Origin of the sequence: Pseudohaliea rubra DSM 19751, assembly GCF_000764025.1 — a bacterium.
Taxonomy (GTDB): domain Bacteria; phylum Pseudomonadota; class Gammaproteobacteria; order Pseudomonadales; family Halieaceae; genus Pseudohaliea; species Pseudohaliea rubra.
Window position 1 is genome coordinate 116070 of the sequence record NZ_KN234745.1, and the last position, 14612, is coordinate 130681.

General features: G+C 66.3%; 11 protein-coding genes. 6 read left to right on the top strand and 5 right to left on the bottom strand.

The genetic code is table 11. The annotated features are described in order from the left end of the window. Positions 1-7: 7 nt before the first annotated feature. Positions 8-961, bottom strand: coding sequence for a thioredoxin-disulfide reductase (gene trxB, locus HRUBRA_RS00595; RefSeq protein WP_035513465.1), 954 nt, complete (start codon positions 959-961; stop codon positions 8-10). Positions 962-1142: 181 nt separating this feature from the next. On the opposite strand from trxB, the gene HRUBRA_RS00600 reads away from it, so the two are divergent. The 6 genes from HRUBRA_RS00600 (at position 1143) to cysG (ending at position 8588) form a co-directional block, all read left to right on the top strand. Further along, positions 1143-3455 carry a DNA translocase FtsK gene (locus HRUBRA_RS00600; protein ID WP_035513466.1) on the top strand — a complete coding sequence of 771 codons (2313 nt, stop codon included), beginning with the start codon at positions 1143-1145 and terminating at the stop codon, positions 3453-3455. Between the two features lie 3 nt (positions 3456-3458). After that, positions 3459-4067, top strand: a complete 609-nt coding sequence (lolA, locus tag HRUBRA_RS00605) for an outer membrane lipoprotein periplasmic chaperone LolA (RefSeq protein ID WP_052094228.1) — start codon at positions 3459-3461, stop codon at positions 4065-4067. A gap of 3 nt (positions 4068-4070) precedes the next feature. Next, positions 4071-5417 (top strand): replication-associated recombination protein A, encoded by a 1347-nt coding sequence (locus HRUBRA_RS00610; RefSeq protein WP_035513467.1) that lies wholly within the window; start codon positions 4071-4073, stop codon positions 5415-5417. Positions 5418-5481: 64 nt separating this feature from the next. Next, the gene (gene crcB / locus HRUBRA_RS00615) at positions 5482-5856 is read left to right on the top strand and encodes a fluoride efflux transporter CrcB (protein ID WP_035513468.1); all 375 of its coding nucleotides are present in this window, start codon (positions 5482-5484) and stop codon (positions 5854-5856) included. A 33-nt stretch (positions 5857-5889) separates the two neighbouring features. Further along, positions 5890-7188: a serine--tRNA ligase gene (gene serS / locus HRUBRA_RS00620; RefSeq protein WP_035513469.1), complete on the top strand. Its 1299-nt coding sequence runs from the start codon at positions 5890-5892 to the stop codon at positions 7186-7188. 2 nt (positions 7189-7190) lie between these two features. After that, the gene (gene cysG / locus HRUBRA_RS00625; RefSeq protein ID WP_035513472.1) at positions 7191-8588 is read left to right on the top strand and encodes a siroheme synthase CysG; all 1398 of its coding nucleotides are present in this window, start codon (positions 7191-7193) and stop codon (positions 8586-8588) included. Positions 8589-8607: 19 nt separating this feature from the next. Here the strand turns inward: cysG and HRUBRA_RS00630 are convergent, their stop codons facing one another. The 4 genes from HRUBRA_RS00630 to HRUBRA_RS00645 form a co-directional block, all read right to left on the bottom strand. Continuing rightward, positions 8608-10701: a carboxy terminal-processing peptidase gene (locus tag HRUBRA_RS00630; protein WP_035513473.1), complete on the bottom strand. Its 2094-nt coding sequence runs from the start codon at positions 10699-10701 to the stop codon at positions 8608-8610. A gap of 85 nt (positions 10702-10786) precedes the next feature. Next, the gene (locus HRUBRA_RS00635; RefSeq protein ID WP_052094229.1) at positions 10787-11509 is read right to left on the bottom strand and encodes an SIMPL domain-containing protein; all 723 of its coding nucleotides are present in this window, start codon (positions 11507-11509) and stop codon (positions 10787-10789) included. Between the two features lie 23 nt (positions 11510-11532). After that, entirely contained in the window at positions 11533-12066 is a 534-nt protein-coding gene (locus HRUBRA_RS00640; protein ID WP_035513475.1) for a DUF6702 family protein, read from the bottom strand. Further along, positions 12045-14426, bottom strand: a complete 2382-nt coding sequence (locus HRUBRA_RS00645; RefSeq protein ID WP_144244334.1) for a M1 family metallopeptidase — start codon at positions 14424-14426, stop codon at positions 12045-12047. The genes HRUBRA_RS00640 and HRUBRA_RS00645 overlap by 22 nt, the downstream gene beginning before the upstream one ends. Positions 14427-14612 lie beyond the last annotated feature (186 nt).

Sequence of the window (14612 nt, forward strand, 5' to 3'; positions counted from 1 at the left end):
GCGAAGCCTAGGCCTTCAGCGCGTCCAGATACTTCTCGGCATCCAGCGCGGCCATGCAGCCGAAGCCGGCAGAGGTGATAGCCTGGCGATAGACATGATCAGCCACGTCGCCGGCGGCGAAGACCCCGGGCACGCTGGTCGCCGTGGCGTTGCCGTCGGTGCCGCTGGTTACCGTAAGGTAGCCTTCGCGCATGGCGAGCTGGCCGGCAAAGATATCCGTATTCGGCTTGTGACCGATGGCGATGAAGACCCCGGCGAGTTCCACCTCCTGCGGCGCATTGTCGATGGTGGAGCGCAGGCGCATACCGGTGACGCCGCTGTCGTCGCCCAGGACCTCGTCGAGCACATGATTCCAGAGGATGCGGACTTTGCCTTCTCGTTCGCGGGCGAACAGCCGGTCCTGCAGCACCTTTTCAGCCCGCAGGGCGTCCCGGCGGTGTACCAGCACCACTTCCTCGGCGATGTTGGCCAGATAGAGGGCTTCCTCCACGGCCGTGTTGCCACCGCCGATCACCGCCACCCGCTGATTGCGATAAAAGAAACCATCGCAGGTGGCGCAGGCGCTCACGCCCTTGCCCATGAAGGCTTCTTCGCTTGGCAGGCCGAGGTACTGGGCGGAGGCGCCGGTGGCTATGATCAGAGCGTCACAGCTGAAGCGACCGCTGCCCTCAAGGAGGAAGGGTCGGCGGGACAGATCCACGGCGTCGATGTGGTCGAAGATCACCGAGGTGTCAAAGCGTTCGGCGTGCTCCAGCATCTCCTGCATCAGCTGGGGGCCCTGCAGGTCCGCCGGGCCGCCCGGCCAGTTCTCCACCTCTGTTGTGGTGGTGAGCTGGCCTCCCTGCTGCATGCCCGTGATCAGCACCGGCTGGAGGTTGGCGCGAGCCGCGTAAACTGCCGCGGTGTAGCCGGCGGGGCCGGAGCCGAGGATGATCAGGGGATGGTGCTGGGGTTCGCTCATGGACCGGTCCTGTCTGCAACTGGCGGGAGTCGGGAAGGGCGCTAATGGTAAAGTATCGGGGCGATGCCGGCAAAGGCTGCGCATGATTTCAAAAGCAATCGAGCTTTTCCCTATAACTTTATGATTTAAATAGCTAAACTAAATCCTTCGCTGCCGGTTGGCAGCGTTCGGAGGAGAGCACGTGGCGCGGACCGCGAAAACAACGGACAGCCCCTGGGGCCCGCGCTGGCGCGAGGGCGCCTTTATCGGTATCAGTGCGGCCTGTCTCTATCTCCTGCTGGCGCTGGTTACCTACGCGACCGGCGACCCCGGTTGGTCTGCCACCGGGAGCGGTGGCGCCGTGCGCAATCTCGGCGGCCCCGCCGGCGCCTGGCTGGCCGACGTGTTCCTGTCGCTGGTGGGCTGGGCCGCCTATCTGTTTCCGGTGATGCTCGGCTATCGGGCGCTCGTGATCTTTCTCGAACGCTATCAACCGGGCTTCTTTGACTGGACGCATGCCAGCATCCGGCTCCTCGGCTTTGTGCTGGTCATGGTCGCGGGCACGGCGTTGGCCGCCCTGAACGACAACGGCCAGTCAGGGCTGCCCCAGGGTGCCGGTGGCATTCTCGGCCAGGCGATCGGTGGTGCCTTTGCCGGCGCCTTCAGCGCCGTCGGTAGCCGGTTGATTCTGGTTGCTGTGTTTCTCTTCGGCGTAACGATTTTCACGGACCTGTCCTGGCTGCGGCTCATGGACCGGGTCGGCGCCGCCGCCTTAGGCGCTGCGTCACGACTGCGCAGCGGCCTGGTGACACGGCTCGACGGTATCCGCGACCGCCGCGCCCGGGAGCGGCAGCTCGAGGCTCGCAAGGCCGTGATTACGCAGCATGTTGAAAAGGAAAAGAAGCGCAAGCCGCCAAAGATAAAGCCGCTTGAAATGAAGGTGGAGACCAGCGAACGAGCGGAGCGCGAGAAGCAGAAACCGCTCTTCGATGCACCGGTCACCGGCGAGTTGCCACCGCTGGAGCTGCTGGATGCCGAGGTCAAGGACCCCAGCAAGGGGTTTTCCGCTGAGGCCCTGGAGAAGCTCTCCAAGCTGCTGGAGCTGAAGCTCGCAGACTTCGGCGTCTCTGCGGAGGTCACCGCCGTCTACCCCGGGCCGGTGATTACCCGCTTCGAGCTGCAGCCGGCCGCGGGGGTCAAAGTCTCACGCATTTCCAACCTCGCCAAGGACCTGGCCCGGTCCCTGGCGGTGATTTCCGTCCGCGTGGTCGAGGTCATCCCCGGCAAGAGCGTGGTCGGCATCGAGATCCCCAACGAGGACCGGGAGGTCGTTAACTTCCGCCAGGTTCTGTCCTCCCGGGCCTTTGACCAGTCGAAGTCGGCGCTGACCCTGGCCCTCGGCAACGATATCTCCGGACAGCCGGTGGTCGCGGACCTGGCCAGGATGCCGCACCTGCTGGTCGCCGGCACCACCGGCTCGGGCAAGTCCGTGGGCGTCAACTCCATGCTGCTGTCGCTGCTCTACAAGGCGACACCGGACGAGGTGCGCCTGATTCTGGTCGATCCGAAGATGCTCGAGCTGTCAGTTTATGACGGCATCCCGCACCTGCTGACACCGGTGATCACCGATATGAAGGATGCGGCTAACGGGCTGCGTTGGTGTGTGGCCGAGATGGAACGGCGCTACAAGCTCATGGCTTCCCTCGGTGTGCGCAACATCGCCGGGTTTAATCGCAAGGTGGACGAGGCGCGGCGGGCGGGAACACCCCTGGTCGACCCGCTCTGGACCCCGGATCCGATCTTCGCCGAGACCGACGAGGAGCAGCAGCCACCGGAGCTCGAGCGCCTGCCCTTCGTGGTGGTGGTCATCGACGAGTTTGCCGACATGATGATGATCGTTGGCAAAAAGGTGGAGGAGTTGATCGCGCGCATCGCCCAGAAGGCACGCGCGGCCGGTATCCATCTGATCCTTGCCACGCAGCGTCCCTCCGTGGACGTGATCACCGGCCTCATCAAGGCCAATATTCCGACGCGCATTGCCTTTCAGGTCAGTTCCAAGGTCGACTCGCGGACCATCCTCGATCAGGGGGGCGCCGAGCAGCTGCTGGGCTATGGCGACATGCTCTACCTGCCGCCCGGCTCCGGGCTGCCGAACCGCGTGCACGGTGCCTTCTGCTCCGATGATGAAGTGCACCGGGTGGTCTCGGACTGGAAACGCCGCGGCGCGCCCGCCTACATCGAAGGGCTCCTGGATGAAGGGAGCGGGGTCGCTGTGACCGCCGGTGAGCTGCAATCCGGGGAGGGCGACGATGAGGACGACGCGCTCTACGACGAGGCCGTGCACTATGTCACTCAGAGCCGCCGGGCCTCAATTTCCAGCGTCCAGCGTAAGCTGCGCATCGGCTATAACCGGGCCGCCCGGCTCATTGAGGCCATGGAGGCCGCCGGGGTCGTCTCGGAGATGGGCAGCAACGGTCAGCGCGAGGTCCTCGCGCCGCCGCCGGTGGGGGACTGAGCCGTGTTTCTGCGCAGTCTCTTGCTCGTCGGCCTGCTTGGGCTGGCGGTGGTCGCCCGGGCGGACGGGGCGGCTGCGGAGCTGGCCGCCAGGCTGGCGCCGCTGGCCCAGCTGAGCGGGCGCTTCGAGCAGACCGTGGAGGGCGGCGGCGGCGCGACGCCAGCCCGAAGCGCCGGCCGTTTCAGCCTGCGCCGGCCGGACCAGTTCCGCTGGGAAATCATCGAGCCGGACCGCCAGCTCCTTGTCGCCGGCAATGGCGTGCTCTGGCACTACGACCGGGACCTGGCGACAGCCACCCGGCGCCGCTTCGACGACGCGGCGTCGGCGCCACTGCTGCTTCTGGCCGCCGACGGGCCGGCCCTCGCCGGGGCGTTCGCGGTGGAGGTCCTTGCTGCCGACCGCTACCGCATCGTGCCGCGGGCGGAAAACGCGGGCTTTCGCGAGGCCGAGCTCACTTTCGCCGCTACGCTGCCGGCCACGATGCGCATCACTGACCGGCTCGGGCAGGCTATCGACATCCGCTTTCTCGCGCTCGATCAGGCGCCGCTGCCCGCGGGTACCTTTGACTTCACCCCGCCCGCCGGAGTGGACGTGTACCGGGAAGACAATTGAGCCATGGCGGGGCTGAGTAGTGACGATCTCTTCGCCGGCAGCTCAGCGGGTGCCTACCAGCCTCTGGCGGCGCGCCTGCGCCCGGCCAGCCTCGATGCCTTTGTCGGGCAGCGTCATCTTCTGGGTCCCGGTAAGCCCCTGGCCAGCGCATTGGCCCGGGGTCAGCTCCACTCCATGCTCTTCTGGGGACCGCCGGGCGTCGGCAAGACCACCCTGGCCCGCCTCGCCGCCGGGGCTGCCGACGCCGAGTTCCTGCAGCTGTCTGCGGTGCTGGCAGGGGTCAGGGATATCCGCAGCGCCGTTGACCGGGCCCTCGCCGCCCGCGCGGGCGGGCGGGACACGGTACTTTTCGTCGACGAGGTACACCGCTTCAACAAGGCCCAGCAGGATGCCTTTCTGCCTTATGTAGAAGACGGCACGCTGATCTTCATCGGCGCCACCACGGAGAACCCGGCCTTCGAATTGAACAGTGCGCTACTGTCCCGGGCGCGCGTCTACAAGCTTCGCCCCCTTGCCCCCGCCGAGCTGGAGACACTCCTGGAGCGGGGTCTGACGGCGCTGCCAGAGGGGCTGCCGGCGGCCCCGGGGGTACTCGCACGGATTGCGACCCAGGCTGACGGCGATGGCCGCCGGGCCCTGAACCTGCTGGAGCTGGCCGCGGATCTGGCCGCCGCCGGCGACGGCGCCCCCGGCTACCTCGACGACACGCTCCTGGACGAGGTACTGCAGCAGTCCCTGCGCCGTTTCGACAAGGGCGGCGATGCCTTCTATGACCAGATCAGTGCGCTGCACAAGGCGGTGCGGGGGAGTGCGCCGGATGCTGCGGTGTATTGGCTCTGCCGCATGCTCGATGGCGGCTGTGACCCGCTCTATATCGCTCGTCGCGTTGTGCGTATGGCCAGCGAGGATATCGGCAACGCCGACCCCCGCGCGCTGGGTCTGGCTCTGGATGCCTGGCAGGTTCTCGAGCGCCTCGGCAGCCCCGAGGGAGAGCTGGCGCTGGCTCAGGCGGTGCTCTACCTCGCCGTGGCGCCTAAGAGCAATGCCGTATACAGCGCCTTCAAGGCCGCGGGCGCGGCCGTGCAGGCGGGCGGCAGCGAGGAGGTGCCGAACCACCTGCGCAACGCACCCACGGCGCTGGCGAAGGCGGAAGGCCATGGCTCGGACTATCGCTATGCTCATGACGAGCCGGAAGGTTATGCAGCGGGCGAGAATTACTTTCCTGAAGCCCTGCAGGGTCTGCGCTTCTATCACCCGGTGGATCGCGGACTGGAGCAGCGTATTGCCGAGCGGCTGGCGCGTTTCCGGTCCCTTGACGCCGGCAGCGCCCGGCGGCGCTACAGGGGTTGAGAGTGTCCGTGCGCTGGTAAAGGCCGTACAATCCCCGCGCAGGATGGCAAGGCAAGGCTCCGCCATGAAATACCTGCTTTTTGTAGCCCTCGGCGGTGCCGGCGGGGCAGTGACCCGATACCTGCTCGGCCTGTGGGCACACGGGCTCTGGGCCGGCCCCTGGCCTCTGGGTACCTTTATGGTCAACGTGCTGGGATCGGCGGGTATCGGCGTCGTATTCGTGCTGCTGGAGCGCGGCAGCCTGCACCCGGATTGGCGCAGCGTGCTTATGGTCGGCTTTCTCGGTGCCTTCACGACCTTCTCGACCTTCTCCCTGGAGACCGTCGAGCTGTGGCAGGGAGGGCAGGCTGGCCTGGCCCTGGCCTATGCGCTGGTCAGCGTCCTCAGCTGTGTGCTCGCTGTCGCCGGTACCCTAACCCTGCTGCGCGCTTTCTCCTGAGCCGCGGTAACAGGATCGATTACAGGACAGAACATGCTCGACGTTCGCGAACTCAGAAAGGACCCGGAGACGGCTGCCGCAGCTCTTGCCCGGCGGGGCCATCATTTTGATGTCGAGGCCTTCCAGGCCCTGGATGGTCGTCGCCGGGAGGCGGCTATTGCCAGCCAGGACCTGCTCGCTGAGCGCAAGGCTGCCAGCAAGCAGGTCGGCAAGCTGGTTGGCGGGGGTATGTCCGTCGACGATGCCAAGGCGAAGGTGAAAGAAACGCTCGAGGCCATCGGCGCGCGGATCGACAGCGCCACGGAAGCGGCCCGGGCAGCGCAGGGGGAACTGGAGGCCTGGCTGGCCACCGTGCCCAATCTGCCCGACGACAGCGTCCCGCCGGGAAAGAGCGAAGACGACAACGTCGAGGTGTTGCGCTGGGGCGAGCTTCCGGTCTTTGCCTTCGATGCCCGGGACCACGTAACTCTGGGGGAGGGGCTGGGCCTTCTCGATACGGACGCGGCGACGAAGATCACCGGCTCGCGCTTCGTCGTCATGCACGGTCAGCTGGCACGGGTGCACCGCGCCCTGGTGCAGTTCATGCTGGATCTGCACACCCGGGAGCACGGTTACCGTGAGGTCTACGTGCCCTACATTGTCAATGCCGACTCGCTACGCGGCACCGGGCAGTTGCCGAAGTTTGCCGAGGACCTGTTCCGCCTCGAGGGAGACGATGATTACTATCTGATCCCCACGGCGGAGGTGCCGGTGACCAACCTCGGTCGGGACCGCATCTTCGAGGCTGCGGAGCTGGGGGAGGGTGGCCTCGCCTTTGCCAGTCACACCCCCTGCTTCCGCAGCGAAGCCGGCAGCTACGGCCGCGACACCCGCGGTATGATCCGCCAGCACCAGTTCGAAAAGGTCGAGCTCGTGCGCTTCGTGCGCCCCGGCACGTCCGACGAAGCCCTCGAGGGCCTCACCGGGCATGCCGAAGAAGTCCTGCGGCGCCTCGAATTACCCTATCGCAAGGTGCTGCTCTGCGGTGGCGATCTGGGCTTCTCGGCGCGCAAGACCTACGATCTCGAAGTCTGGCTGCCGGGGCAGGCGGCCTATCGGGAAATCTCCTCCTGCAGCAATTTCGGTGATTTTCAGGCGCGCCGCATGCAGGCGCGCTGGCGCAATCCGGACACGGGTAAGCCGGAGTTGCTGCACACGCTGAACGGCTCCGGGCTGGCCGTGGGACGGACCCTTGTGGCGCTGCTGGAAAATGGCCAGCAGGCAGACGGCAGCGTAATACTCCCCGCGGCCCTGCGTCCCTACCTCGGCGGACTGGAGCGCCTGGTGGCCTGAGCATGCATTCGCTGCCGGTCTTCCTGCGCCTGGCTGAGCGCCCGGTGCTGCTGGTAGGGGGCGGCACCGTCGCCCTGCGCAAGGCGCGCTTCCTCTGCCGGGCGGGGGCCCGGGTGACCGTGATTGCGCCCACCATCGATCCCGCGCTGCGGTCGCTCCTCGAGACCCGGGGCGGGGTGTGGCTGTGCCGCTGCTACCGCCGCGGCGACCTTGCCGGCAAGGACCTGGTCATTGCGGCGACCCCGGACGGTACGGTCAACGCTGCCGTGGCTGACGAGGCCCGGGCCCGGCGACTGCCCGTGAACGTGGTCGACACCCCGGCGCTGTGCAGCTTCACGTTTCCCGCGATCGTCGACCGGGACCCGCTCCTCATTGCTATCGGTACCGGTGGTGCCAGCCCGGTACTCGCCCGCGCGGTGCGCCGACGCCTGGAAACGCAGCTCCCTGTGAACTTCGGCCGTCTCGCGCGGTTCCTCGGCACTTGCCGCGACCGGCTCCGCGCCGCGATCAGCGACGAGAGCGCTCGGCGCAGAATGCTCGAGACGCTGGCCGAGGGACCGATCGCCGAGCAGGTGCTCGCCGGCAACGAGGCCGGCGCCGGGGCTTCTCTGGAGGCGCTCCTCGCCGGTGGCGCGCAGCCGCGCGGGGAGGTCTTTCTCATCGGCGCGGGCCCCGGCGATCCGGATCTTCTGACCTTCCGCGCACTGCGACTCCTGCAGCGCGGCGATGTCATCCTCTACGACCGGCTGGTCGGAGAAGGTATCCTGGAGCTTGCCCGGCGCGACGCCGAGCGCCTCTACGTGGGCAAGCGCCGGTCCGAGCACAGCGTGCCCCAGGACGAGATCAACCGCACCCTTGTGGAACTTGCCCGCCAGGGCAAGTGTGTTGTGCGCCTGAAAGGCGGCGATCCCTTTGTGTTCGGTCGCGGCGGCGAGGAAATGGATGAACTGGCCCGGGCGGGCATACCGTTTCAGATCGTACCCGGTATCACGGCCGCCAACGCCGCCGCCTGTTATGCAGGTATCCCCCTCACGCACCGGGATTACGCTCAGTCGGTCCGCTTCGTTACCGGGCATACCCGGGACGGCCAGCTCCGGCACCAGTGGGAAGACTTCCAGTCACCGACGGAAACGCTGGTGTTCTATATGGGGCTGGTGGGCCTGCCGATCATCTGTGAGCAACTCGTGGCCCACGGCCGCGACCCCGCTACGCCGGTGGCGCTGGTGGAGAAAGCAAGCACGGCGGAACAGCGGGTCATTACCGGAACGCTGGGCACTATGAAGGCCATCGTGGCGCTGGAGAAACCCGAGCCGCCTACGCTGATCATCGTCGGCGATGTGGTCCGTCTGGCGGCGGAGCTGGGCTGGTACAGCAAGGTAGAGGGCCGGCCGGTCCACTGAGGGATCGGCGGCGCGGCGCCTAGTCTTTTTCGGGGCTGCGGATGGCGTAGGCCTGCTTGCGCATAAGCAGTGCATCAACGAGGATATTGCCGGCCTCGTCAAGCAGCACATCTTCGGCTTCCTCGCCATCCTCCGTGTCACCGGCTTCCGCCAGCGTCTCCTCATCATCCGGCTCTTCATCGAAGGACGTGAGCGGCTCCTCGCCCAGGGCTTCGCGGCGCTTGTTCTCGATCGCCAGGGCCCGGGCCTTGCGCGCCTCGCGCTCCGCGCGGCGCGTTTCCTCGTTCAGGGAGACCACCTTGATATCGTCATTCTCGTCGGCCAGTGCGACCCGATCCACCAGAAAGTTGAAGTCCGGGTCTCCCGCGCTGCGCTCCTGGAAGAGGGCGGAGAGCTCCGGTATGAGTTGATCAAGGTCGCCGTAGCGCCGGTGGCGCACCGGGTTGATCTGGTCCCAGGACAGCGCGTGCTCGAGGGCGCTCTCGCCAATGTCCTCGGGATCGTAAAGAGACGGGAACGTAATGTCCGGAACGACACCGCGGTGTTGCGTGCTATCGCCGGAGATGCGATAGAATTTGCTCTCGGTAATCTTGAGTTGCCCTTCCGTCAGCGGTACCAGCGTCTGCACCGTGCCTTTGCCGAACGAGCGATCCCCGACGATGATTCCGCGCTCGTAGTCCTGGATCGCGCCGGCGAAGATCTCGCTGGCCGAAGCGCTCAGGCGGTTGATGAGTACCACAAGGGGGCCGTCGTAGTAGCTCGAGCGCAAGCGCTTACCGTCCCGCCAGACGCGCCGGGAGGAGTGGCGGATCTGCACCGTGGGGCCGTACTCGATAAACAGGCCCGTGAGCTCATTGGCCTCCTGCAGGGAGCCGCCGCCGTTGTTGCGCAGGTCGACCACGATGCCTTCGACGCCTTCAGCCTCCAGCTCGCCGAGGAGTCGCCGCACGTCGCGCGTCGTGCTCTTGTAGTTGTCGTCGCCCCGGCGCATGGCCTCGAAGTCGATGTAAAAGGCGGGAATGCTGATGACCCCGACCTTGATGGTGCTGTCCTCGCCGGCGGGCACTTCCAGCACGCGACTCTGGGCCGACTGCTCCTCGAGCTTCACGGTGTTGCGCACAATCTGGATTTCCTTGTGCACCTCCGTGGAGGGCGCATCGGCCGGAATCACGCTCAGCCGCACGGTGCTGCCCTTGGGGCCGCGGATCAGGTCGACAACCTCGTCCAGGCGCCAGCCGATAACGTCGACCAGCGCTCCGCTGTCGCCCTGGCCCACCGCGATGATTCGATCGGCCGGCTTGAGCTCGCCCTGCTTGTCGGCGGGACCGGCGGCGACCAGTCGCGATACCTTGGTGTACTCATCCTCGAGCTGCAACACGGCGCCGATACCCTCGAGGGACAGGCTCATATTGATGTCGAAGTTTTCCTTTCGCCGCGGCGAGAAGTAGTTTGTGTGCGGATCATAGAGCTCGGTCAGCGCATTGGCGTAGACCTGGAACACGTCCTGGGCGTTGTACTGGCGGACCCGGGTAAGCTGGGTACGGTAGCGTTTGAGGAGGGTGTCGACGATATCGTCTTCATCTTTGTCGGCCAGGCGCAGACTCAGCGCCTGGTTCTTCAGGTGTTTGCGCCAGCGCTCGTCCAGCGCTGCCTCGTCGGCAGCCCAGTCGCGCAGCTCGGGATCAATCGCGTAGGTCTCGTCGCGGCTGAAGTCCATGGCCGAGTGCAGCTCCGGAAGGGACTCAACCACCCCTTCGAGGCGGGTAGTCAAACGTTCCTCGAAGCGGTTGAAGATCTCGAAGCCCGCATCGAGGCGGCCCCGGGGGAGGGCATCGTCCATGAGATAGCGGTACTGCTCGAAGGCCTCGATATCATCCCGGGTGAAGTACATCCTGCCGCCGTCGAGACTGTCGATGTAGTTGTCGAGGTGCGAGGAGGACACTTCATCGTCGTACTCGAGCTTGGCGTAGTGGCGCTCCTCGAGCTGCTCCACCAGTTCGGCTGCAGTCTCGGACTGGGAATCCGTGTACCACAGTTTCGCCGCGACGGGGGCGGTGGCAAGGAGGGCGGCAAGGGCCAGCCCCGTTCGGAGCCAGGAACGATTCGCTGACATGCGGTTGCCTGTTACCCGGGTATTCACGCCAGTGTAGCGGGATGCCCCCAGGTGGGAAAGCCTGCGGGGGCCATCGCCGCAGGGCTCACTCACCGGGGAGAACCAGATCGAAGACGGCATTCACCCGGCTTTCGAAGACGATGTCCCCGGTAACATAGCTTTCAGAGGCCGGTGTTGCTTCGGCGCTGCGCAGCATCATGTGACTCGCCACGGGGCGGGGCCCGGGATCAACCCGCTGCGCGTCCAGGGAGCGCACGGGGCCGACGGTGACGCCAAGGCTGCCGGCGAGGGCGCTGGCATTGGCGCGAGCGTCCCGGGCCGCTGCTGCGAGCGCATCCCGACGAAGCTGCGCCTCGTTGCTGTGGCCAAGGGCCGGCGGTGTTATCTCGTTGGCCCCCGCATCGGCGGCGTCCTCGATGAGCACGCCCAGGCGGGTCAGATCTGCCAGGCGCACAGCGATGTTCCGCTGCACCAGGTAGCCCTGCAATACCCGCTCTTCCCGCGCCTTGTCCCAGCGGTATTCCGGTCTCAGCGTTACCCCCGGGGCGCTGATGTCACTGTCGGGGATGCCCAGCTTGTCGAGGTGGGCGAGCACCGCCGCGGTACGGGCGTTGACGTCTTCCCGGGCCGTGGCGAGATCCGGCGAGCGCGCCTGCACGCCGAGGCCGATGCGGGCCTCGTCCGGTGCGGCGCTGACGCGGCCCTCACCGTGAACGCTGAGGGCCCGGGGCCGCGCGTTGTCTTCTGCCGTGGCGGCGGCGGGCAGGAGCAGGGCGGCGGCCAGGGCCATGGGGATAAAGGTGCGCATCGATCGCTCTCCTGGGGCGGGTACTACCTATGGACCGGCAGTGGCTGCGAGGGTTCCCGGGCAGTGAAGACAAGCACCGGGGCTTCCGGCGCCCAGAGCGAGCGTACCCGATTGGACTGCGCCTCGGCGACATCGAACAGCAGGGTGTTCGACAGCATCAGGGGCGCCGCGGCGCGGGATACCGGCAGGGTGAAGTACAGCCAGGTCTCGTCGTACGCGATTTCGAGGCCCAGGAACGCCACCGGAGCGGGTTCGGCGCCGTCGGCACTGATTTCGAAGTGGCGGTCGAGATAGGCCTCCATAAGCGCTACCGGCGGACTGGCAGGGTCAAGGAGCACGGGCCCCCCGGCTTCCCGGGACAGGGCGGTTTCCAGGTCTTCGGGGATCACCCGCAGGGCGACCTGCAGCTGATCACCGGCCGCGCTCCAGGAGAGCTCCGCGTAGCTGGCGTGGAAGGGGTGTGCCAAGGCGCCGCCCGCGAAGGTGAGGGCGGACAGCAACACGAGTGCAAGACGGGCCGCGGCCGGGGCCGCCCTCAGCGGATGGGCTGAGACCATGTTTCCTCATCGTCCCGGCGCATCGGATTCGGCTCCTCGCTTTCCTTGAAAAGCCGGAAGCGGCTCGGTACTACCTTGCGCGGCCAGGCGTTGTTGGCGGGCTGCGTGTCAGCGGTACTGCGGTAGGGGTCGAACTCGATGCCGGTGATTTCCCTGTCCGTAATGAAGAGCTTCCTCGCCCGGTCTGCATTGCGTCGCCACACCTCCGCGGGCACGGTGAGTTCTTCCACGGTGCCATCGGCGTAGCTGACGCGCAGCGGCAGAGGCGTGACCAGGCCGCCGAGATTGTCGAAGGTCACAACGTAGAAGTGCTCTGCGGTATCGAGGAGTGCGCGTTCACGCTCTGTGAGCCGATCCAGGGCCTTTTCATACTGTGCGTAGTCCCAGGGCGTTACCCGGTATTCGTCGCTCTCGTTGTAGAAATCCCGGAGCCCGGGCTCCTCGCCCAGCAGCCGCTCCAGGGTGACGTTGCGCTGCTCGCTGAGGGAAGGCTCCTCGGCCGCCTCCCGGGAGGCTTCCCAGGCCTTTTCCCGCTCGGGGTTCAGGCTGTCCACGCGGAAAAGCTCCACCTGGCTCAACGCCACGTCCACGTGGCCCGTGCCGTAGAACCAGCCGCGCCAGAACCAGTCGAGATCCGTGGCCGAGGCATCCTCCATGGTGCGGAAGAAATCTGCCGGCGTCGGCCGACGGAACTTCCAGCGCTCGGCATACTGGCGGAAGGCGTGATCGAAAAGCTCCCGGCCCATGATGCTCTCGCGCAAAATATTCAGCGCCGTGGCCGGCTTGCCGTAGGCGTTGTTGCCGAACTGGTGAATGGACTCGGAGTTGGTCATGATCGGCACCTGCTGGGCGCTGGCCATGTACTCGGTCATCTTCGCCGGCTCGCCGCGGCGGGACGGGTAGCCTTCCTCCCAGGCCTGCTCGGTGAGGAACTGCAGGAAGGTGTTCAGGCCCTCGTCCATCCAGGTCCACTGGCGCTCGTCCGAATTCACCACCATCGGGAAGTAGTTGTGGCCCACCTCGTGGATGATCACGGAGATCAGCCCGTATTTGCTCCGCTCCCAGGTCTTGTCGCCGGCTTTCTGGGCTACATCCCAGTAGGTGCGATCTTTATAAGGTCGCGGCTTGTTGAAGCTGATCATCGGGTACTCCATGCCACCGACAGGGCCATTCACGGAGATGGCCACCGGATACGGGTACTCGAAGGTGTAGCGGGAGTAGACGTCGATGGTATGGGCGATGGCTGCGGTGGAGTACTGGCTCCAGAGCGGCTCGGCCTCGTTCGGGTAGAAGGACATGGCCAGCACATCGCGTTCGCCGGCGCGGGCGCGGCGGGCGTCCCAGATGAACTTGCGCGAGCTGGCGAAGGCGAAATCACGCACGTTCTCGGCGCGGAAGCGCCAGGTGCGTGTACCGGAATCCGCCTCGCGGGCATTGGCGGCGGCTTCCTCCGGTGTGACGACGAAGATCAGCTCATCGCTGGTCCGAGCCTTGCGGAAGCGGGCCAGCTGCTCTTCTGTCAGTACCGCTTCGGCATTCTGCAGCTCGCCCGTAGCCGCGACTACGTGGTCTGCCGGCACCGTGATGGCCACATCGTAATCGCCCAGCTCCAGGGTGAACTCGCCCCGGCCCAGGAACTGCTTGTGCTGCCAGCCGGCATAGTCCGTGTAGGCTGCCATGCGCGGAAACCACTGGGCGATCTCGTAGAGATAGTTGCCGTCCTCCGGGAAATACTCGTAGCCGCCCCGGGCGCTCACTACGGTGGCATCGATGATGTTGTGGGACCAGGCGACGGAAAAGCTCAGGCTGTCGCCGGCGGCCAGAGGCTCGGCGAGGTCAATGCGCATCATGGTGCGATTGACGGTATAGGGCAGGGGGTCACCATCTGCACCGGTGACCGCCTCGATGCTGACGCCACCTTCGAAGCGCCGGCGCTCCAGCAGCGAGGCGAGGGCCCCGTAGGATAGCTGGCTGAAGTCCGGGGCGGTCCGGGTCAGCATGTCGTCGGAGCCGCGGCGGAAGCGGTTCTGGTCCAGCTGCAGCCACAGGTAGGGGAGATCATGGGGGCTCTCGTTGTGGTAGGTGATGGTCTCCCGCCCCTCGATGCGCTGTGCCTTGTCGTCGAGGGTGACCTCGATGCGGTAGTCCGCCCGCTGCTGCCAGTAGCCTGGCCCCGGCGCGCCGGTTGCCAGGCGCGTATCCGTCGGTGTGGCGAGGAGGTAATCGAGCTGGGCAAAGGCGTCTGCGCCGCTGCGCGCCGCAGGGTCGCCGGCGGCGCTGGCAAGGCCGCCAAAGCCGGCAAAGCCGGCAAAGCACATTAAAACCGTGGCGGAATAGGCAGGAAAGAACTTATAGATCATGGGCTTGGCGAACACTCTGAAGGGGCGGAGGCACATAGGGAAAGGCGGTGATTATAGCGTCCGGCTCCCGCTCGCGATAGCGTTGGCTTTGTTAACCGCCAGCCTGTAAGAGGAGCGCAGCTGCCTATCCTTCGACCTTTGCGCCGCTCCCGCGCTTGTCCACCGGGGGCCGCTATGCGACGCTTG